Raw genomic sequence first — 18,452 nt, 5'->3', positions numbered from 1 at the left:
GCTCTCTTTCCTTCTTCTCCCTGAAATCACTGATCCTGGCGCGACACTGGCTGCGGGTACCTCTGGGCGCTTCCGTAGTGGCCGTGTCTCTGGTTCCGTGCTTTCCACGATGGCAGGACTGCGCTCTCCGGCTAGACTCGTTGTTGATACCACTCCTGGCACTATGTTCGCTTCGCGAAAGGAGGTCTTGCTGATGGAGGCGCTCGATACGGTGCTGGCGGTCGAGGGGGCGATTGTGGCCTTCGATTTCGCTCCCGATGGGCAGTTGCTTGCAAGCCGGTCCAGGACCGAGCTGACTCCCGAAACGCTCAAGAGCCTGGCTCAGGTCAGCGCAGCTATTACTCAGCTCTTCAATAGTCTGGCGCCCGCGTTGCCCGCTCTGATGGGAAGCGGCTGGTCTCCGCAAAATGGCTGGCTTTATTGCGGCGGCAATCTGACCCTGGTGGTCGATAATGGACGGCGGGCTGTGGTCGCTGAGGCCGCGCAGGTCGATCTCAATCGGACCGTCGATGCGCTTTTCCGCAGTCGCTAAGGGGACTTTTGTAGACTGAGAAGCAGAAAGGAGGGTGTCGAGACGATGGGCAGCGCTCAACAGCAGGGAGAGATTTGGGGGGCACGTGCTCAGGATTGGGCGGAGCTTCAAGAGCGGGTGCTGCTGCCGGCCTATGAGGAGGTGCTCAGTCGCTTGCAGGTGGGGAAGGGGACGCGCTTGCTCGATGTGGGCTGCGGCGCGGGGCTGGCTGCCATCCTGGCGGCTGAGCGCGGCGCTCAGGTCTGGGGCCTGGATGCTTCCAGCGCGCTGATCGCAATTGCCCGCTCACGTCTGCCCGCTGGCGATTTCCGCGTCGGCGAGATGGAGGAGCTGCCGTACGCCGAGGGGAGCTTTGATGCGGTGACGGGCTTCAATGCCTTCCAGTATGCCGCTAATCCGGTGCATGCGCTGCAGGAGGCGCGCCGGGTGACGCGCCCCGGCGGGCTGGTGGCGATGGTTGTCTGGGGCCAGGCCCGCGATTGCGAGCATGCGGCGACGCTGGCCGCGGTGGCTGCTTTGCTGCCGCCACCTCCACCCGGCTCGGAGGCGGCTGGCCCCTTCGCGCTCTCGGAACCGGGCAAGGTTGAGGCCCTGATGAGCCAGGCCGGCCTGACGCCCCAGGAGAGCGGCGAGGTGGCCTGTCCTTTCGAGTATCCCGACGCTGAAACGGCCTGGCGCGCCATTAGTTCGGCTGGCCCGTTGGTCGTGGCCATCCGCCATGCCGGCGAGGAGAAGGTTAAGGCGGCAGTCCTTGCTTCCCTGGAGCCGTATCGCACCAATAGCGGCGGCTATCGCCAGCGCAATCTGTTCCGCTATGTGATTGCCCGGGCCTGAGCCGCGCCGCCAGCCTCTCGCTGGCTGCGAGGAGCGAGCTGGCAGATGCCGGCTCGCTCTCTTTTTGGGAATGGGCAGGCCAGTATGCCGCTCGCTTGCCCGGACTAGCGGAGACCGGCCTCTTGCAGGGCCTGCTCTAGCAGGTCTCTCACCTGAAGGGCGATGGCCTGCGCTCGCAGGTAGGCCAGGTCTAGCTGAGACCCCTGCACCCGCAGGATTCCGAGTATGTCATTCCACTGCCTGGCGGAACTACGCCCTCCCAGGACATACCACTCTAGCTTTTGCAGGACGATGACCTCGGGCGGGGCGATAGGGAAAAGACGCTCTCCCCCCTGCTCCAGGGGCCGATAGCGAGCCAGGGCGAAGGCGTCGCGGTCAAGGGCGCGCGGCTTGGGAAAGAAGATGTCAACTTTGGTGTATGTTTTGAGCGATATAATGCTTAAGCTTCTTTTATAGTGAAACGCCTGCCGAAAAGCATCTTCGTCAATATAGTAGCAAGGAGCGACTTTCTGGACGAGGGCTTTGAGCTGCTGGGGGTCGAGCAGCTCAATGACTACGTCCAGGTCGGCTGTCTGGCGTGGTTCGCCATACAGCGAGCTGGCGACAGAGCCGCCTATCACATAGCGGATACCGAGCGCTTCCAGGGCTTCGGCCAGAGGCAATAAGGTCTCTTCAAGAGGAGGAGGAGAAGAAGACACCCACTGACTCCTTTCTTGTTCAGAACTCCAAACCAGTTCGAGCGAGGGCCTCCTCTAGCTGGGGTAGACATTGGAGGTCGCGGGCCAGGGTCCTGAGCAGCTCCAGGTTCAGCCCAGATGGCCGCTGCATTTTCAGGATAGCCAGGAAATCATACCAGCGCTCATCATGAGTCGCCTCTTGCTCACCCTGCCAGGCAAGCAGATAGAGAAGCAGGGCTTCAGGGGAGGGCACGGCGATCGGTGGGGCCTCTTCCAGCAGGGGCGTCACGCGGCGGCTGTCAAGCAGGAGCCGCAGGAGGGCGGCGTTGTCTCCGCTGTCGGCGGGCCAGAGCCAGACGGGCAGCAGGCTTTGCAGCTCGACCAGGCGTAGACCCGGCTCGGCTTCAGCAGTCTCATCGAGCCAGAAACGCTCTGGCAACCGCTGCTGCAGGGCCTGGCGCTCTGGCAGGCGCTCGACGGCCAGCGAGATGTCGCCCAGGGCCCGGTGGACGCCATAGAAGGGGATGGCCAGCGAGAGAGGGACCGCTGTGATCTGCAGCGCCTCCAGGGCGGAGAGGAGCGGCCAGAGGACCTCTTGCAGCGACGGGAAGCGCTTCGCTTCCGCCTCCGATAGGCGGCGACGACGCTCCTCGGCGAGGCGCACAATGGCAGCCCCGTAACGGAAGCGCGCACGGCTCAGGGCAACCTCATGGGCATCGCTGTCGAGGTTCTGAGTTGAGGCATTCAGACGCCCGATGTTGATCGCTGAACCGGTCCAGTCCCAGGCCATCGCCACGCGCCTGGCCGGCGGCAGGGCGCGCAGCATGCCCAGCCAGACCCTTTCCGTTTCCAGCGGCGTATCTGCAGAGAGAAGCGCCTCCATCTGTCGCCTCTTGCTTCTTGATTGCGATGCGCATCATCGCTTTCACACCGGCTGGTAGCTTTGGAGGCTACCAGGCAAGGGCTGATAGCTTCAAGTGTGCCTGTGGGCCTTATTTCATCGGCCACTTCAGGCTACCACGGCGAGGAGTGGTTGTCAATCAGCTCAGCGCGAGTCTTGCCTGATGCTTTCGACCATCACGGCCAGCTTGCTCCTGCAAGGCGCCGGGCAGGCCGTCCAGGGAGCTGGCAGACGTCGACGCCGCGCTCTACGAGCGGGGTCCTTGCGAAGCATACGGCCTGGTCTCGTCGGCCTCCGCAGGAATCAGCCCACGCCCGCCACCAGCACTAACTCATTCTTCCTTCTCTACCACGGGCGAGCGGGAGCAGCCTGGCTCGCCCTTTTTTCCCAGGTAGAGAACAGGACGGCACACACCCCAGAGTGGAGATTGCGCAAAGTCTCTGGCAAAAGGAGACAACGAGCTTAAGATACAGGCTACAGCGAAGGGGAGAGGACAGGAAGGCCAACGGGAGCCTTTCGTGTGGTGAACCTGACAAGCGCATTACTTGCCAGCCTGCGAATAGGAGTTCAGGTCAAGACGCCTGATCTTCAGGGTCAGGCACCCATTCGTAAAGATCCTCTACGCGCACTTTCAGGGTACGGGCAATCTTGTCGAGCGTGACATAGGTCGGATGGTAGGTCGTCGGCTCTCTGACCATCTTCCGAACCAACAGTTCAGGTACCTTGGCTTCTCTCGCTAGCCATGACTGGGTCCGCCCTCTCTCCTTGAGCAGCTCAGCTACTCGCAAGCGATACATCGCTAGCTCCTGGCTAAGTGTACCCCTACTATAACGCTTTTTCGGAACATTTGCTAGACAACATATTTACGGTATTGAATTTATGATATATCTATCTTATACTTCATACCGAAATATATTTCGGACAGGGATTGCAGGCAACCAAGTTCTGCCATTCATCTATAGGAGGTGATAAGGTTCCGCGCGCTCCGCCTCACGTACCTCGGCTATCTGAGACGAAAAAAGTAGAGCACCACGCTATCACTGGCCCATCTTTTGCCTGATTTCAGGTTGCGGCGACCTACGCCCTGCAGCTGTGTAGCCCGGGCTCAAGCGTGATGCTCGACAGAGGAAATGGAGCAAGGAAGGCGCAACGGATCGAGCGCGAGAAGCTGTCAGGAGCCGCCTGCCTCTGGTTCCTTTTCTAGCGGCGGGTCCAGCTCGATCAGCTCGGCCAGCTCAACACGCAAGGCCCGCGCCAGCTTCTCCAGCGTTGACAGCGTGATATTCGTATATGGATCGTGATAGATGCGCTGGATCATGCCGACATTCAGGTCGGCCAGACGCGACAAGCGCGACTGACTTACCCCTTTCTGCTGTGCAAGCTCACGAAGCTTAATGCGTATCGGCATGGTGCGAGCGTATCATATATCCCCTCCTTTTGTGGAGGCCCTACAAAAGCATTTTTATCAGAGCATATTCTTATAAGAATATGGTTGACATCTACCTCTTAAAAGGATATACTTTTTGTAGTCAGTATAGCCGTTGCCCCCAAGGGGGCAGCGCGAGCGGGGCAGGGACGCCAGCGAACCAGCCCCGGGCCGGGCGCTCGGGACGCTTCTCAGCGATTGGAAACCTATCATCTATTGGCAGTACGGTTCTATGGTTGAAGAGTGTAGGAGATGACTGCATATGTTTCGCAAGCTCTGTTTCTGGCGTCGCGGCTCCCGCCAGGCGCGGCGGCCCGCCTGTCTGCCTGGGCCGATCCCTCCTCCGACGCCGCTTGATAGCTATCGCCTGGAAGTGCTCACCCGCCACTACCGCATCGCGGTCGACTTCAATGAAGCCATTCGCCGGCTCCTCAACAAGGCCCCCGAGCAGCTTGGTTTGCTCCTGGGGCTGAACGAACCCTTTACCATCCGCCTGGAGCACTCCACCTGGACCAACGGACTCAGCAAGCCCCCGCTGCATGTCGCCACCTACTACTACCCCTGCTACAACCCGTCTCAGCTTCGTCAGGCGGCGGCGGCACAGGCTGGTTGGCGGAGGGCCGGACCGAAGTGGCCAGCCGGGACGATCTCCTACTACGTCTTTGCGCACTGATGCTGTCCTCAGCCACGCCCTCACGCTGGGTCTCCGGCGCCATCGGGCGAGAGGAGAGGCCAGGCCGGCATCTTGACTGGAGGAGCTATTGTCTTGACCTGCTGATGTATGAGGAGGAGAGAGCCATGTTGTTGAGTCGGCGCACCATCTGTCAATCACTGCCCTTCCTTGCCACGGCCTGGAGCAGCGCAGACGATCCCACTCTCGTCCTGCGCTCCCTCAGCGAGCCGGACCTCTCGGCGCGCCTGCTGATGCGCAGTGCCGTCATCCCCGAGCGGGCGGGCCGCTATCTCGAAGCCCTCAGCCTCGTCCAGAGTGCCCTGGCACTCGTCCGCGGGCGCCCCTACGAAGAAGTCTGTCACGCCTACCGCGCCGTTCTCCTGGGAGAGTACGCTCGTGAAAAAGGCGATCCCGGCGCCCTCAACGAGGCCACCGCCGAGGCTCGCCGCCTGAGCGGCCAGATCCTTCACGACGGCGACATCTTGCAGCTTCGCTACCAGCTTGCCTGTCTGGAGGGGCGCGAAGAGGCCGCGCCCGTCCTTGTCCGCCTCTCGCTCGACGTCTGGCGGCAGCCCGGCCAGATGCTCACCGACGGGACGTGGCACTGGGCTCGCGGTGGCTTCATCGTCAAGAGCCTCGAAACCCTCATCCTCAGCCAGCACCTGCGCGAGGCCGACCGGCTCGCGCAGGAATTCCTGCCGATCGAAAACCAGACCTTCCACGCCTACCGCGCCCTCGAATGGGAGTGGGAGGCCATCAAGATCAAGCTCTACGGTTCACCGGAGGAGCAGCGCAGCTTTCGCCGGCGGGCCTGTCAGGCCGGCTACGTCCGTCAGGCCGTCATCACCCTGTAAGAGCAGAAGCGTCATCCCTTGAGCGCCAAATCACGAGAGAGAGGAGGCTACCCGGCATGCCGCCACACCCGCTGGTCGATCAGCGCGTCCGCTACTACCTGCCCGGCCTGCGCCCGGGCATCTGGTCGGGCCGCGTGCTGGCTGTCGACGAAAAGACCGCTCGTTTGCGCATCACCCTGGAAGAGCCGGGCTACGAGGTAGAGATCCCGCTCCACGCCCTGCGCAGCATCTACGATCCCGAGCGTCAGATCTGGAAAGAGATCCCCTTTCCAGACCGGAGGAGCGGATGAGCGGTCAGACCATGTGGTGGCGTCTCCTCCAGCCCGGACCCGGTCCCTGGAAAGGAGGAGCGCCCGCTATGTCCCACTTCGACTAAGCGTCCAGGTGAGCGAGCAGATTACTTCCACTTCCAGTCAACACCCTTCTTCTACCAGCGCATAGCTAGCTGCAGTCGCCAGCGGTAGGAGGAGCCGGCGCCCGTTCCACAGCGGGCGTCGAGCGCGCCCACCCTCCTCCGCTGGCTTCCCTGTTGCAGTGTGGGTCGTAGCCGCCAGAGCCAGGCGGCCCCAGTTCCGCACCCGCGCGCTACTTAGCCAGATCGCGCGGATCGAACTCGTGCGCCCTCTTGCGTATCCGCGACGGCCACGGATCGCTTAACTGGCGGCCCAGCAAGCGATAGGCCCGTTCCGTCGAGATCTGTTCTTCGCCCGGTACACGCCCCCGACGCAACAGCAGCAGATCCAGCACCAGCGGCCCCAGCAACCCCCAGGTCAGAAAGGCAAAGCCGATCAGCAAGAGCCAGGTCGCCACCTGCCAATGATCATCGTAGAAGCCCCGGGGATAGGCGCGGTAGTCCGCCGTCGTAAAGGTGTACGGCTGGCCGTCTCTGGTCACCAGCGAAAAGGCCACCACGCGGTAGCCGCTGCCCGTCAGCCGCTCGCCGTTCTGCAGATTCAGCTCTACTGGCTGCTGCGCATCGCTCTCATAGACCAGCGAGAGCAGCCTGGGCTGCGTATCCGTAAAGACTCCGCCGGGATAGGGCGAAAAATCGGCGTCCTTGATCACGTAGAACTGCTGGCTGTGATTGATCTGCACATAATCGTAGCCCTCGTCAGAAGAATAGTCCTGAAACCAGGCAATCGTGGGAGCATTCTGAAAGTGGACCTGATGGGAGGTTACGCCCCACAGAAAGCCGCCGATCAGCAAGCCCGCGGCAGCCAGCAGATTGCCTACGCGCGTTGAGATCAGGAACCAGAGCAGGCGCAGCAGCGCCAACGCCAGGTTGGCCAGATTGAACATGATGCGTGCAACCTCCTTACCTGGCTCGCCTCGCCAGACGAAGCAGCGGACGAGACGAGCGAGTTATGAGCGTTGCTCGCCGGGGAAAGACAAGCTGGCAACGAAGTGCAGGCGCGGGCAGCTCGACCCCACCCAGTTGGTGGCGAGAGCGCTGCCCCGTCCCGGCAATGCCACGCTACGAAGCAGAACAATTAGAAGTAGGAGCGAAACACCATTGATCACGTACACAAGAAAAGAAACACCCTGTCACACTCAAGTGACATCAAGGCCAGCAAAGAAGCAAGCGGTATACTTTCTTCTCCACCCCCTTTTAGTCTAAGGTCTTGCAAATTTCCATAAAAGGATACATAAATAGAAGAGGGATACAACTTCTGCGACGCGCCTTAGAGACAAGAACGGTCCAGGTCCAGACCACAATAGCGGTACATTCGGGAATCCTCATCGAGAACTCTCTTACCTGCGAGACGTACCATATCACAGGAGAGACAGGCAGACAGATAAATCTGGTTTAGTCAAACCCAGGCGGGGGGCAGTATGTATGCAACACACATCGCTGCACTGTGAGCCGACGCTGAGTGAACGCCTGCCGTTAACCATTGGTCTGGTGGGAGGGGCTATCACCGCAGCGGGCCAGTTTTTGCTACTCTTTGCCCTCTTCTTCGACCAGCTCGGGCTGGCGTGGGCGCCGGAGCTACGGCTGCTCATGCTGCTGGGCCTCTGGCTTGGGCTGCCCGGCAGCCTGGCCTTACTGCTGGCGAGCCTCATCGCGCGCTGCACCGGGGTGCGCGACGATGGTTACACCGTCGGGGGAACGACCGGCTGCATCGCCGCCCTGCTGACCACCGTCGGCACCGGCGTCTGGCTGGTCATCACCATTGTCTCCATGCTGCCCGCGACCCGGTCACCGCTCATCGACCAGAGCGCTAGCAGCGTCTCCGTCTCCATGCCCAGCAGTCAACTCCTGGAGTTCTACATCGTCCTCATCTTCATCAATCTACTCTCGTTCCTGCTGGCCCTGCTCGGGGGCATCATCGGCGGCAATCTCGGCTCGGCGCATGCCAACACCGCCACGCCGCACTAGCGCCCGGCGGCCATCTGCAGGCAAACGAGCAGGGTAGCTGACTGACTGACTGACTGACTGATTGATTGGCTGGCTGGTTGAGAGCAGGCTGACCCGGCGGCCATCTCAGCCAGCTCCAGCCCTGTCCAGATCAAGCATGCCCACCAAGCATGCCCACCTCACCTTAGCGTCCCGTCGTCCGTCCCAGCACGTGAATCGCCTGACCGAGCGCCCCCTCGGCGCTCTCCAGCCAGCACTCGCTTAGCGAAGGATGAGCATAGAGCAGCTCCGCCAGGTCGGTCAGCGTCGCCCCCATCTCGATGGCCAGCACGCCCACAGCGATCAGCTCTCCGGCCCGCGGTCCCACGACCGTCATGCCCAGCACGCTCTCATCCTCGGCGTTGGCCACCACCAGAGCCGTTCCCGTCTCGCCGCCCAGCATCAGCGCGCGACCGTTGGCCCCCAACGGGAAGCGCCCCGTCTTCACGCGGTAGCCGGCGCGCTCGGCCTCTTGAGCCGAGTAGCCCACAGTCGCCAGTTCCGGCGACGACAGGACCACGCGCGGCAACGCCAGCGGCGCAAACTGCACCCGACGCCCGCAGAGGGCCTCAGCCGCCACCTTGCCCTGCTTGATGGCCACACTCGCCAGCGGCGGCGCCCCCGTCGCTGCGCAGTCGCCGGCAGCATAGACGCGCGCGATATTGCTCTGCATCGACGGCGAGACCCGAACGGCCCCGCGCTCATCGGTCTGTACGCCCGCCGCCTCCAACTGCAGCCCCGCCGTACGCGGGCGCAGCTCGCCGCAGACCACCAGCGGACGCTCCTCTACGCGCTCAGGCGGCAGATTGCTGCTCACCTGGACCCCGAGCTGACGCAGTCCGGCCTGCACCAGGCGCAAGGCCGCTGCCTCCACGCCCGGTAGCAGCTCCTCGCCCGGCAGACAGAGCCGCACGCGCACCCCCAGACGCGCAAAGAGCGTCGCCAGCTCCAGCGCCAGATAATCGGCCCCGGCCACTGCCAGTCTCTCTGGCAGCTCCTGCAGGCTCAGAGCCTGCTCCGGCGTCAGCAGCGTCCGCCCATCGTAGTCCAGGCCCGGCGGCGGCACGGTCTCGGCCCCGACAGCGATCAGGCAGTGCTCAAACTTGAAGCGCTCGCCCTGCTCGCTCTCGACGCGCACCTCCTCGGGACCAAGAAACCAGGCCCGGCCCGCCACATACTGCACGCGATTGCCAGCCAGCAAGCGCCGCACGCCCTCGGCCAGGCGTGCCACAATACTGGACTTCCAGGCTTGCAGGCGGCTCCAATCGAAAGTAACCCCCGTTAGCGTTATACCCAGCGGCTCCAGCGTCTCGCGCCGCAGCCCGGCATAGCGCTCGCTGGCGGTCAGCAGCGCCTTCAGAGGGATGCAGCCCCGATGCAAGCACGTCCCCCCGGGCGGCACCGGATCAACCAGCGTCACCTGACGCCCCAACTGCGCGGCCCGAATAGCGGCCACATAGCCAGCCGGTCCCCCGCCGAGGACCAAGACATCGACCGCGGTGGTCACATCGCCCACAACCATAGCGTCCGTTCTCCTCTCGCTACAGCACTCTTGCCTCTCTGCGCTCTCGCCGCTCCCGGCTCCCAGACGCGCCCGCTCTGGAGAAGGAGAAACAACGGGCCGCCGACCTCCCTGTCTCGGCCAGTTTTTCCCAGGCAGCGCACGCCCACTGGTCAACGCCGACCAGACCAATCAGGCGCTTGCAGCAACTCAGCCGGAGCGCTCTTCGGCCAGTACCTCATCGACCAGGCGCCAGCCATACTCGGTTAGGGTATGCCGCCCATGCTCGACGCGGCGGAAGACATCCTTGAAGCGAGGGCCCACCTTCAAGGGATGGCTGGCATTCTCCACCCGGCGCGGGCGCGCTGTTCCATACTTGATCTTCGAGACCCCATCTGAGCGCATCATCTGAAAGATCCCGGTATAGCTGCGCTCCCAGGTCGGGCGATCAACCCCGAGCTGGCGACGAATATCCTCGCGGCTAAAAATCTCCTTGCCCTCTTGTTTTACCAGAACGGCGACAGCCTTAATGATCTCCTCGGCAGTTGCCACGGTCGGCCTCCTTCCGACACGCTTGCCCCAGGAGGGTCGGGCCGCACAGTCCCCTTCCCCGTCCGTGCCGCGCGGGCCGGCCCTCCTGACCAGATCTTGAGTCAATCGTTGAGATTACACCACATCAAGCAGCAATTGCTGCGGATTCTCGACCAGCTCCTTGAAACGCGCCAGAAAGGCACCCGCCTGGGCCCCATCGATGAGCCGATGATCGAAGGAGAGCGCCAGCGGCAGGACTGGACGCGCCACCAGGGAGCCGTTGCGAACCACGGCCTTCTCCTGGAGCCGGCCCACGGCCAGAATGGCCGCCTCGGGATAATTGATAATGGGGGTGCCAGAGCTACCGCCGAAGCTCCCCACGTTGTTGAGCGTGAAGGTACTGCCCGTCAGCTCGTGCAGGCCCAGCGAGCGCCGGCGTCCGCCCTCGATCAGACGCTCCAGCTCGCTGGCGATCTGCGCCAGGCTCAGCCGATCGGCATGGCGCAGCACCGGCACAAGCAAGCCCTCGGGCGAGGCGGTAGCGATACCAATGTGGTAGACGCGCTTATAGACAATCTCGCGCCGCTCCTCATCGAGACTGGCATTGAAAATGGGGAATTCCTTGAGGATGGGGATGAGTAGCTTGACCAGGAGAGGTAAATAGGTGAGGCGCAGCCCACGCCGCTCAGCCACGGGTAAGAGGGCCTCGCGTAGGGCCACCAGGGCGCCGCCATCGGCCTCGTCGAAGGCCGTGGCATGGGGAATGCTGCGCCAGGAGCGTTCCATGCGCTCGGCAATCCGGCGGCGCAACCCTGTCAGGGCCTGGCGCTCCTCCTCTGGCGCGGGAGCCGCCCCGGGCTGCGGCTGCGCACCATTGGCCGTGGCAGCGACCGCGACCGGTTGGGCTGGTTCTGGCCTGCTCTCGGTGGCCGCCGTTCGCTGGCGCTCGGCGAAAGCCCGCACATCGGCCAGCGTCACGCGCCCCTCGGGTGTCGACGGCGGGACCTGCTCCAGATCGACCCCCAGCTCAAAGGCCAGCTTGCGCACCGCCGGAGCCGCCAGCACGCGGCGCCGTCCCCCGCTCGCCGCTCCCGCTCCCGCCGCGGGGGCCACCGTCGTAGCGACGCCCGCCCCCGCCTGAGCCGTCGATCCACGCGAAGCTCCCGTCGCCTCAGTCGTCACAGCCGTCGCAGCCGTCACCGGCGACGACTGCGCGCGCTCTCCCGCCGACGCAGCGGCCTCCTCCTCAAAGACCACCAGGACCTCGCCCTTGCGCGCTCGCGTTCCCTCACCGACGCGAATCTCCGCCACCCGGCCCGTCACCGGCGATGTAATCTCTGTCACCGCCTTATCGGTCTCCACCTCCGCAATCGCCTGGTAGGCCGTCACGCGCTCACCAACGCGCACCAGCCAGCGGCGAATCTCCGCCTCCTCCATACCCTCGCCCAGATCGGGCAATCTGAACTCGACCATAGCAAGCAAACCTCTTCCAACGCGGGCCAGGCCCGAACGCAGAGGCCAACGCCCCCGTCCTCGCCGGGCGGACACCATCGTTACCCGCCCCTTCGTCGCCGTTCAGCCCGCGTCTTCCTCTTTGATCTCGCACGCGATCTTTTGCAGACTATCTTGCCAGCCACCCCGCGCTCGCTCTCTGGCGTCGGCCTCACCCTGATTCCCGGAGAGAGCGCCGAGGCAGCCAGCGCCGTTCAGGGGTTCAGGGTTCCATCACCTGGCGCAGGGCCGCCAGCACCTTCGCCGGCGTCGGTAGATAATAGTCCTCCACCCCGGGCACCGGATAGGGCGTATCGTAGCCCGTCACGCGCGCCACCGGCTTCAGCAGCGAATAGAGGCAGCGCTCATTGATCAGCGCCGTCACCTCGGCCCCGATGCCGCCGGCGCGCGGCGCCTCATGCACCACCACGGCGCGCCCCGTCTTCTCCACCGAAGAGACAATAGCCTCCTCATCCAGCGGCCAGACCGTGCGCAGATCGATCACCTCCACACTGATCCCCAGCTCCTGCTGCGCCTGCCGGGCCGCCTCCAGCGCCACCGGCACCATCGCCCCATAGGCGAAGACACTGACATCGTCGCCTGCCTGCACCGTCTTCGCCTTCCCCAGCGGCACCGTATAATACTCCTCCGGCGTCTCCTGACGGAAGGAACGATAGAGCTTAATATTCTCCAGAAAGAGGACAGGATCGGGATCGGCCACCGCCGCCGCCAGCAGGCCCTTGGCATCGTAGGGATTGGAAGGAATGACCACCTTGAGGCCCGGCGTCTGCAAAAAGACTCCTTCCAGGCTATCGGAATGCAGCTCGGGCGTGCGCACCCCGCCGCCATAGGGCGAACGGACCACCAGCGGGCAGCTAAAGGCCCCGCCGCTGCGGAAGCGCATGCGGGCCGCCTGCGTCACCAACTGGCTCATGCCGAGGAAGAGAAAGCCGGCAAACTGAATCTCCGCGATCGGGCGCAGCCCATAGACCGCCATGCCGACCGAGGTACCGATAATGGCCGATTCTGCCAGCGGCGTATCGAAAACGCGCCGCTCGCCAAAGCGGCGCTGCAACTGATCGGTCACACGGAAAACCCCACCATTGAGGCCGATATCCTGTCCGAGCAAGACCACCCGCTCATCGCGCTCCAGCTCCAAAGCCAGCGCATTATTGAGCGCCTCAATCATTGTCATGGGACGCAACGCCATTGCGCTCACCTCCCTTCCTTCCTTCCTCATTGCCGCTCGCCCGGCTGCTGCTGGGATGGAGACGGCGCCACAAAGCGCAGCAGCTCGGCGCGCTGCTCCTGCAGGCGCGGCGGCAGCGTCGCGCTGACATAGTCAAAGAAGCTATCGGGAGCCATCGGCGGCATGGCCTCAGCCTCACGCACCGCCGCATCGATCTCCGCCAGCACGGAGGCCCCAATCTCCTCATCCTGCTCCTCGCTGAGCAGATCGCGGCGCCGCAGAAACTTCTGCAGGCGGGCAATGGGATCTTTGGCGCGCCAGGCCTCGACCTCGGCGGGATCGCGGTAGCGGCTGGCATCGTCGGCGGTCGTATGCGAGCCGAGACGGTAGGTCAGCAGCTCGATCAAGGTTGGCCCATCGCCGGCGCGCGCCCGCTCCACGGCCTGACGCACCGTCTCATAGACCGCCAGAATATCGTTGCCATCGACCAGAGCCGAGGGCAGGCCGAAGCCGACGCCGCGGGCCGCCAGCGTTGGCGCCGCCGACTGACGATGGCGCGGCACGCTGATAGCCCAGCCATTGTTTTGCACAATGATCACCACCGGGGCACGGAAGACCCCGGCAAAGTTGAGCGCCTCGTTAAAGTCGCCCTCGGAGGTCGCCCCGTCGCCGCAGACGCCGACCGCCACCACCGGATCGCCGGCGATTCTGGCCGCCATCGCCAGGCCCACCGCATGGGGGATCTGCGTTCCAATCACAATCTGATAGGGGAGACAACGCGTCTCAGCGGGCCAATTGGGAGGAGTATAGCCCCGGAAGGAATAGACGAGGGTACTGAGGGGGACACCCTTGACGATCAACGAGGCAATCTCACGATAAGAGGTTGCCAGCCAGTCCTGGGGCTGCAAGGGCGCGGCCAGCCCCACGGTGGCCGCTTCCTGACCGGTGAGGGAGCCGAAGGTCGTGGCCCGTCCCTGGCGCTGCATGGCAATAATGCGGTCCGAGAAAGCCCGCGCCAGGCGCATCATCCGGTAGAAATAGAGCAGGCGCTCCGGCGAGAGAGCAGGCATCTCTCCCACCAGATTCCCCTCGGGATCAAGAATCTGAAAAGGGACCAGACCGGGATCAATCTGGTGAATCGCCACTTTGCGCTCCTTTTCTTCTATATTCGCTCCGCGCGGAGGCGGGCCGCAGCCTGGCGCTCGCTGGCCGCACACACATCCGCGACGGAGTGACCGGTCTGCTAACGTCCTTGCTCGCAGCCGCGCCGCTCTGCTCCGTCACACCCTCCTGACTGGCCTTGCCTGGCCAATCGAACGGCCACAGACAGCCCGGCAGCGGAAGGCGGGACGGAGGGCGGCGCAGCCGAGACCACAACGGAAAAGTGACACCCTTGTCACTTGAGGCTGAAGACCCAGGGAGCTTCTTGCTGCCGACGCTCCTCAAAGGCGCGGATCTCATCGAGATGCGAGAGCGTCCAGCCGATATTGTCGAGGCCCTGCAGCATAGCCTGCTTGCGGAAAGCATCGATCGGGAACTGGAAGACGCGCCCCTCGGGCGTCGTCACCGTCTGGGTCTCCAGATCGACCTCCAGGGTATAGCCTTCGGTCGCCTCGACCTCCTTGAACAGCTCCAGCACCGTTGGCTCGGGGAGTGTCACCGGCAGAATACCATTGTTGAAGCAGTTATTGTAGAAGATATCGGCGAAGCTGGGAGCGATCACGCAGCGGAAACCGTACTCGCGGATCGCCCAGGGGGCATGTTCGCGCGAAGAGCCGCAGCCGAAATTATCGCCGGCCAGCAAGATCGTCGCCCCCTGATAGCGGGGCTGATTGAGGACAAAATCGGGGTTGGGCGTCTGATCGTCGCCCAGGTAGCGCCAGTTAGCAAACAGGGCCTGGGCGAAGCCGGTGCGGCTAATCGTCTTCAAGAAGCGTGCCGGCGTAATCTCATCCGTATTGACGTTAGTCCGATTCAGCGGGGCGACCAGCCCCTTCAGGCGGGTAAAGGGTTCCATTGTCTCGCTCTGCCTCCTTCTGCAAAGCTCTCTCTTTGCGCTCGCTCTCTCTGTCCGCTCTGCTGGTCAGATCCAGAGCCGTTGCGTCCTAGAAATCGCGGATATCGACAAAGTGGCCCGCGATTGCAGCGGCGGCGGCCATTGGAGGACTCACCAGATGGGTACGTCCACCCTTGCCCTGCCGGCCCTCGAAATTGCGGTTGCTTGTGGAGGCACAGCGCTCGCCCTCGCTCAAGCGGTCGCCATTCATGGCGATGCACATGCTACAGCCGGAGGCGCGCCACTCGAAACCGGCCTCGCGGAAAATATCGGCCAGGCCCTCCTCCTCAGCCATGCGCCGCACCTGCATCGAACCGGGCACCACCAGGGCCCGCACACCTGGCGCCACATGGCGGCCCTTGACCATCTGCGCTGCCAGGCGCAGGTCTTCGAGGCGTGAATTCGTGCAGGAGCCAATAAAGACCGTATCGACGCGGATATCGGTAATCTTCTGGCCCGGCTCCAGGCCCATATACTCCAGCGCGCGCTCATAGGCACGGCGCTTCTGTGGATCAGACTCGTCGGCGGGATCGGGCACACGACCGGTCACATCGGCCACCATCCCCGGATTGGTACCCCAGGTCACTTGCGGGGCCAGCCCGTCGATATTGATCTCGTGCACCGTATCGAAGTGGGCACCGGGATCGCTCGGCAGCTGCTTCCAGGCCTCGACTGCCTTCTCGAAGAGGGCGCCTTTGGGAGCGAAGGGGCGGCCTTTCAGATACGCAAAGGTCGTCTCGTCGGGGGCCACCATGCCAGCGCGCGCGCCCGCCTCGATGGCCATGTTACAGAGCGTCATGCGGCCCTCCATCGAGAGACTGCGCACCGCCGAGCCGCTGAACTCAACCACATGGCCCGTACCCACGCCCGTGCCCAGGCGCCCAATCATATAGAGCGCGATATCCTTGGCCGTAATGCCCGGGCCGAGGCTTCCCTCGATGCGGATATTCATCGAGCGTGGCTTCTTCTGCAACAGGCACTGCGTCGCCAGCACATGCTCGATCTCGCTGGTGCCGATGCCAAAGGCCAGCGCGCCTACTGCCCCATGCGTCGAGGTATGCGAATCGCCACAGACGATGGTCATGCCGGGAAGCGTCAGACCCTGCTCGGGGCCGATAATGTGCACGATCCCCTGACGCTCATCGTTCATATCGAAGAGGGTAATGCCGAACTCGCGGGCGTGCTGCTCCATCGTCGTGATGCAGAGCGCACTCGCCTGATCCACAAGCTCCAGCACCCGCCTGCCGCGCACCTGGAGGGTCGGCACGTTGTGGTCAAGCACCGCAATCGTGGCATCAGGACGCCTGACCTTGCGTCCCGCCGCTCTGAGGCCAGCGAAAGCCTGCGGCGAGGTCGCCTCATGCACCAGGTGACGGTCGATATAGAGAATAGTCGACTCTCCGGGAACGTCTCGCACAACATGCGCTTCCCAGATCTTCTCAAACATGGACTTTGGCATACTTCTCTCTCCAGTTCCTGTCTGAGTCTGGCTGCGGGCCGCTCTGCTCGCGCAACAAGCCTGCCCCAATGCCGGCTTGCCTGCGTGGCTGGCCTGCCTGAACGCATAGCATCTGCTCGCTATGCAGGAAAAGCAGGATAAAAGAAAAACGTTGGGAAAGCAGCAGGCAATGGTGTTTCCGCCCTCTATCTGTTCCTCTATTTTACCCCAGATGGTGAGTTATCCACAATAGCACGCGGCTCCTCTCCCGTCCAGAGCGCTCCCAGTCAGTAGCAGCTCTGCCAGGCGCTCAGACGACCCTTCCTTGATCAAGCATAGGCAAAAAAATTGTAACAATTCTGTAAAGTCCCGCTGCAGAGCCGCCGGATTCAGCGAATTTTTAGCAAGCCTGCGCCCAAATTTCAGACAGCGGTGGCATGCTTGGAGGGAAAGGAAAGGAGTCAGAGACCATCAGTATGACCGTAACAGGCTTTATCACTGGTACAGGCCTCGCCTTCGAGCCGGAGCGCCTGCGCCGCTACGGCGACCTGGTTCTCGACGAGCTGGAGCGCTATCTGAGCGGCATTGAGGAGCGTCCCGTCTGGCAGCCTCTGCCTGTAGAGATACGTCAGCAGATCAGCGGGCAAGCGCTCCCCGAAGAGGGGCAGCCTTTTGAAGAGACGCTGACGCTGCTGCGCGAGCTGATTCTGCCCTATCCCCAGGGTAATGGCCATCCGCGCTTCGCCGGCTGGATCAATTCGGCCCCTTCGCACGCCAGCATTCTGCTCAAGCCGCTGGCGGCGGCAATGAATCCCAACTGCGGCATCGGCGATCACGCTGGCCAGGAACTGGAGCGCTGCGCTGTCCACTGGATGATGGAACTGGCCGGCCTCCCGACCGAAGGCAGCGCCGGCGTCTTTGTCAGTGGCGGCTCCGAGGCCAACTTTACCTGTCTGCAGGCCGCCCGCTACTGGGCCGCCGAACAAGACGGCTGGAACGTACGCCGCGAGGGTCTGCAGGGCCACCATCCACCACTTGTGCTCTACCAGTCCGATCAGGGTCACTTCAGCATTCGCCGCTCGGTCGAAGCGATGGGCCTGGGTAGCGCGGCGATCCATATCGTGCCCTCCACCCCAGACTATCGCATGGACCTGGCGGCCCTGGAGCGCCGCATCCACGAGGACCGCGCCGCCGGGCTGCGCCCGTTCTGCGTGGCGGCCACCGCCGGCACCGTCGAGACCGGGGCCATTGACCCGCTCCAGGAGCTGGCTGAGCTATGCCACGCCGAGGGCCTCTGGTTGCACGTCGACGGAGCCTACGGCGCCTTCGGCATCCTCGACGAGCGAGTCGCCCCGCTCTATCGCGGCATCGATCAGGTCGACTCGCTGGCCACCGACCAGCATAAGTGGCTCTCGGTCCCCATCGACTGCGGCTGCGCCCTTGTGCGCCACGGCTCCGCTCTGCATGACGCTTTCCGCCTCACTCAGAGCGACGACGAGGACGATGCCACCTGGATGTCTGAATATACCTTACAGCGCACGCGCCGCTTCCGCGCGCTCGACGCCTGGGCTACTGTACGCACGGCGGGCCGCGCCGGCCTGGCCCGCGCCATCAGCAACAATATCAGCCTGGCCCGTCTGCTGGCGCGCGAGGTCGTGGCCCAGTCTGAGCTGGAACTGATCTCGGGTGGTCCCCTGAGCATCGTGCGCTTCCGCTACGCTCCGCCCGCCCTGCGCGATGAGCCGACGCTGCTCAACCGCCTCAATCGGCAACTGGCGCGTGAGATCCAGCGCCGCGGACGGGTCTTTCTGACCAGCACCCGCCTGCGCGGTCAGGAGCTGCTGCGCGCCTGCCTGGTGCACTACGCCACGACCGCCAACGATATCCAGGTCATGGTCGATGAGGTCCTGACCGTCGGCAGGGCGCTCTGCGATCTCTGAGCCGAGCCGGG

19 protein-coding genes are annotated in these 18,452 nt (G+C 63.6%); 7 read left to right on the top strand and 12 right to left on the bottom strand.

Annotation, left to right across the window (positions count from 1 at the left end):
* Positions 1–193 precede the first annotated feature (193 nt).
* Positions 194–532, top strand: a complete 339-nt coding sequence (locus BGC09_RS03610; protein ID WP_069802190.1) for a DUF2173 family protein — start codon at positions 194–196, stop codon at positions 530–532.
* A 45-nt stretch (positions 533–577) separates the two neighbouring features.
* On the top strand, positions 578–1,366 hold the full coding sequence (locus BGC09_RS03605; RefSeq protein WP_069802188.1) for a class I SAM-dependent methyltransferase: 789 nt from the start codon (positions 578–580) through the stop codon (positions 1,364–1,366).
* Between the two features lie 104 nt (positions 1,367–1,470).
* Here the strand turns inward: BGC09_RS03605 and BGC09_RS03600 are convergent, their stop codons facing one another.
* The 4 genes from BGC09_RS03600 to BGC09_RS03585 form a co-directional block, all read right to left on the bottom strand.
* Positions 1,471–2,064: a nucleotidyltransferase family protein gene (locus tag BGC09_RS03600; protein ID WP_069802186.1), complete on the bottom strand. Its 594-nt coding sequence runs from the start codon at positions 2,062–2,064 to the stop codon at positions 1,471–1,473.
* 19 nt (positions 2,065–2,083) lie between these two features.
* Positions 2,084–2,926 carry a hypothetical protein gene (locus BGC09_RS03595; protein ID WP_069802184.1) on the bottom strand — a complete coding sequence of 281 codons (843 nt, stop codon included), beginning with the start codon at positions 2,924–2,926 and terminating at the stop codon, positions 2,084–2,086.
* Positions 2,927–3,516: 590 nt separating this feature from the next.
* The gene (locus tag BGC09_RS03590) at positions 3,517–3,741 is read right to left on the bottom strand and encodes a helix-turn-helix domain-containing protein (RefSeq protein WP_052890474.1); all 225 of its coding nucleotides are present in this window, start codon (positions 3,739–3,741) and stop codon (positions 3,517–3,519) included.
* A 374-nt stretch (positions 3,742–4,115) separates the two neighbouring features.
* Entirely contained in the window at positions 4,116–4,352 is a 237-nt protein-coding gene (locus BGC09_RS03585) for a helix-turn-helix domain-containing protein (RefSeq protein ID WP_069802182.1), read from the bottom strand.
* A 280-nt stretch (positions 4,353–4,632) separates the two neighbouring features.
* On the opposite strand from BGC09_RS03585, the gene BGC09_RS03580 reads away from it, so the two are divergent.
* From BGC09_RS03580 to BGC09_RS03570, 3 genes are all read left to right on the top strand, one after another.
* The gene (locus BGC09_RS03580) at positions 4,633–5,043 is read left to right on the top strand and encodes a hypothetical protein (protein ID WP_069802180.1); all 411 of its coding nucleotides are present in this window, start codon (positions 4,633–4,635) and stop codon (positions 5,041–5,043) included.
* A 125-nt stretch (positions 5,044–5,168) separates the two neighbouring features.
* Positions 5,169–5,897 carry a hypothetical protein gene (locus tag BGC09_RS03575; RefSeq protein WP_141727617.1) on the top strand — a complete coding sequence of 243 codons (729 nt, stop codon included), beginning with the start codon at positions 5,169–5,171 and terminating at the stop codon, positions 5,895–5,897.
* 56 nt (positions 5,898–5,953) lie between these two features.
* On the top strand, positions 5,954–6,187 hold the full coding sequence (locus BGC09_RS03570; protein WP_069802176.1) for a hypothetical protein: 234 nt from the start codon (positions 5,954–5,956) through the stop codon (positions 6,185–6,187).
* A gap of 295 nt (positions 6,188–6,482) precedes the next feature.
* Here the strand turns inward: BGC09_RS03570 and BGC09_RS03565 are convergent, their stop codons facing one another.
* On the bottom strand, positions 6,483–7,196 hold the full coding sequence (locus BGC09_RS03565) for a hypothetical protein (RefSeq protein WP_069802175.1): 714 nt from the start codon (positions 7,194–7,196) through the stop codon (positions 6,483–6,485).
* Positions 7,197–7,734: 538 nt separating this feature from the next.
* On the opposite strand from BGC09_RS03565, the gene BGC09_RS03560 reads away from it, so the two are divergent.
* Positions 7,735–8,277 (top strand): hypothetical protein, encoded by a 543-nt coding sequence (locus tag BGC09_RS03560; RefSeq protein WP_069802174.1) that lies wholly within the window; start codon positions 7,735–7,737, stop codon positions 8,275–8,277.
* A gap of 163 nt (positions 8,278–8,440) precedes the next feature.
* On the opposite strand, the gene BGC09_RS03555 is transcribed toward BGC09_RS03560, so the two are convergent.
* The 7 genes from BGC09_RS03555 to leuC form a co-directional block, all read right to left on the bottom strand.
* Entirely contained in the window at positions 8,441–9,817 is a 1,377-nt protein-coding gene (locus BGC09_RS03555; protein ID WP_069802173.1) for a dihydrolipoyl dehydrogenase family protein, read from the bottom strand.
* A 189-nt stretch (positions 9,818–10,006) separates the two neighbouring features.
* On the bottom strand, positions 10,007–10,348 hold the full coding sequence (locus tag BGC09_RS03550; protein WP_069802171.1) for a hypothetical protein: 342 nt from the start codon (positions 10,346–10,348) through the stop codon (positions 10,007–10,009).
* Between the two features lie 114 nt (positions 10,349–10,462).
* Positions 10,463–11,800, bottom strand: coding sequence for a dihydrolipoamide acetyltransferase family protein (locus BGC09_RS03545; protein ID WP_069802169.1), 1,338 nt, complete (start codon positions 11,798–11,800; stop codon positions 10,463–10,465).
* A gap of 241 nt (positions 11,801–12,041) precedes the next feature.
* On the bottom strand, positions 12,042–13,007 hold the full coding sequence (locus tag BGC09_RS03540; protein WP_069802309.1) for an alpha-ketoacid dehydrogenase subunit beta: 966 nt from the start codon (positions 13,005–13,007) through the stop codon (positions 12,042–12,044).
* Positions 13,008–13,054: 47 nt separating this feature from the next.
* Positions 13,055–14,152 (bottom strand): pyruvate dehydrogenase (acetyl-transferring) E1 component subunit alpha, encoded by a 1,098-nt coding sequence (gene pdhA, locus BGC09_RS03535; RefSeq protein WP_069802167.1) that lies wholly within the window; start codon positions 14,150–14,152, stop codon positions 13,055–13,057.
* A gap of 251 nt (positions 14,153–14,403) precedes the next feature.
* Positions 14,404–15,024, bottom strand: coding sequence for a 3-isopropylmalate dehydratase small subunit (gene leuD / locus BGC09_RS03530; protein WP_069802165.1), 621 nt, complete (start codon positions 15,022–15,024; stop codon positions 14,404–14,406).
* An 88-nt stretch (positions 15,025–15,112) separates the two neighbouring features.
* On the bottom strand, positions 15,113–16,522 hold the full coding sequence (gene leuC, locus BGC09_RS03525) for a 3-isopropylmalate dehydratase large subunit (RefSeq protein WP_069802163.1): 1,410 nt from the start codon (positions 16,520–16,522) through the stop codon (positions 15,113–15,115).
* Between the two features lie 455 nt (positions 16,523–16,977).
* Between leuC and BGC09_RS03520 the strand changes: the two genes are divergently transcribed.
* Positions 16,978–18,441, top strand: coding sequence for a pyridoxal phosphate-dependent decarboxylase family protein (locus BGC09_RS03520; protein ID WP_176728829.1), 1,464 nt, complete (start codon positions 16,978–16,980; stop codon positions 18,439–18,441).
* Positions 18,442–18,452: the final 11 nt, after the last annotated feature.

It is taken from the genome of Thermogemmatispora onikobensis, from assembly GCF_001748285.1.
GTDB classification, from domain to species: Bacteria; Chloroflexota; Ktedonobacteria; order Ktedonobacterales; family Ktedonobacteraceae; genus Thermogemmatispora; species Thermogemmatispora onikobensis.
This window is presented reverse-complemented; position numbering and strand designations above follow the sequence as displayed.